The sequence below is a fragment of the Rhodobium orientis genome, from assembly GCF_003258835.1.
Lineage (GTDB): Bacteria > Pseudomonadota > Alphaproteobacteria > Rhizobiales > Rhodobiaceae > Rhodobium > Rhodobium orientis.
Genome location: NZ_NPEV01000107.1, coordinates 1 through 1,728, shown reverse-complemented (window position 1 = coordinate 1,728; position 1,728 = coordinate 1). Strand labels below are relative to the sequence as shown.

Below are 1,728 nucleotides of genomic sequence, written 5' to 3'. Positions count from 1 at the left end.
GCGCGTGCGCGGCCGCCTTTTTGCTGGTGTCCATGGTTGGCCCGGATCGGGTCAGACCGTGGTCTTGGAGAAATACCAGTCGGTGTAGTCGTAGCCTTCGGAGGCGCGCTTGTCGGCGGCATCGACCGTCATCGGCGGCGGCACGATGACCTTGTCGCCCGGCTGCCAGTTTTCCGGCGTCGCCACCTTGTTGGTGTCGGAGGTCTGAAGGGCGGAGACAAGGCGCACGAACTCGTCGATCGAGCGGCCGTTCGACATCGGGTAGTAGACCATCGCCCTGAGGATGCCCTCCGGATCGATGATGAAGGTGGCGCGCACGGCCGAGGTGTCGCTGGCGCCCGGCTGGATCATGCCGTAGGCCTTGGCGACCTGCATCGACAGGTCGGCGATGATCGGGAATTTGATCTCGACGCCCCAGTGTTCCTTGATGTTGCGCACCCAGGCGATGTGCGAGTGCGGGCTGTCGATGGACAGGCCCAGAAGCTCGCAGTTCATCGCGGCGAACTTGTCGTGGGCGTTGGCAAAGCCCATGAACTCGGTGGTGCACACCGGGGTGAAGTCGGCCGGGTGCGAGAACAGCACCAGCCACTTGCCGCGGTAGTCGGCGAGCGACTTTTCGCCGTGGGTGGTCGGGGCGGTGAAATCGGGGGCCGGCTTGTTCAGTTGGGGGAAGGCGGGCGCGGTTTCGGTATCCATCGTTTGACTCCATATTTGCGAGTTAGAATGATTATATTAATAGAGGTTTTCTAATATTAGGAAAGCCTAAATTTCCGGTTCTGCCATTTTGTCGCAGCCGGCGGGAATTTCCGTTTGCCAGCAAGGACTTTGCGCGAATTCAGATCGCCGCGGACTCTACCGCAAGGGTCGGAAAAAGGAATTGAACATCCGCAATCGCGGGATGTGACATGCCGACTTATCCGGGGCATCCGCGCTGCGGTGACGACATTCAACGCGGCAACGCCGACCGGAAAACCGGCAAGCGGGCAAATGGTGACGGGCATCACAACGGCCGGGTCCGATCTCTCCTACCTTTCAATCATCGACGGACGGCAAGCCGCCGCCGCCGGACCAGAAAAGCCAGAGACAGGAACCCCGCGGGCAAAGCCCCCGCAAAACCGGAGACGAAACGATGTTTGCCAAGACCCTGTTCGCCAAGTCGAAGTCCACCGTTTGCGGCCTGACCGCCGCCGCCATCCTGGCCGGTTCGCTGGCCGCCACCTCGGCCACCGCCGCGCCGATAAATGTCGGTCCGGCGCTCGCCAAGGCCGAGATCAGCGCCGACACCTCCGGCGACGTCACCAAGGTCGGCTGGCGCCGCCGTCACCGCCACCACCACGGCGGAGCCGCCGCTGCGGGCCTCGTCTTCGGCCTTGCCGCCGGTGCGATCGCCGCCGGTGCCTATTCGCAGCGGGATTGCGGCTGGGTAATCGTCCGCAAGAAGCGCTACAACCGCTGGGGCGAGCGCGTGATCGTCCGCAAAAAGGTCTGGGTCTGCGACTGATCGACCCCTGCCGGTCACAGCTCAGTACCGAGGGCCTCGCCATCCGGCGGGGCCTTTGGTTTTTTGGCAGTTCAAACGCTGCGTCAGACGGATTGGTCACGGTTCCAGCCGACGCCTTCTCACACCCCTCGGCGTCATTGCCGGGCTTGACCCACTACTGTCCGGTCTAATTTTGTAGACAGGGTGCATGGCATTGATTCTACTTGGTTTCAGACGTTTCGCGGCGT

2 protein-coding genes are annotated in these 1,728 nt (G+C 62.6%); one reads left to right on the top strand and one right to left on the bottom strand.

The genetic code is table 11. The features are described from left to right. Positions 1-51: 51 nt before the first annotated feature. Positions 52-696: a peroxiredoxin gene (locus tag CH339_RS23535; RefSeq protein WP_111436853.1), complete on the bottom strand. Its 645-nt coding sequence runs from the start codon at positions 694-696 to the stop codon at positions 52-54. A 433-nt stretch (positions 697-1,129) separates the two neighbouring features. Here CH339_RS23535 and CH339_RS23530 point away from each other — a divergent pair, with 433 nt between their 5' ends. Next, the gene (locus tag CH339_RS23530; protein WP_111436852.1) at positions 1,130-1,501 is read left to right on the top strand and encodes a hypothetical protein; all 372 of its coding nucleotides are present in this window, start codon (positions 1,130-1,132) and stop codon (positions 1,499-1,501) included. Positions 1,502-1,728 lie beyond the last annotated feature (227 nt).

Bases quoted from the DNA above. Each gene is read 5' to 3' on its own strand.
- CH339_RS23535 (WP_111436853.1), bottom strand. From the start codon at position 696: ATGGATACCGAAACCGCGCCCGCCTTCCCCCAACTGAACAAGCCGGCC.
- CH339_RS23530 (WP_111436852.1), top strand. From the start codon at position 1,130: ATGTTTGCCAAGACCCTGTTCGCCAAGTCGAAGTCCACCGTTTGCGGC.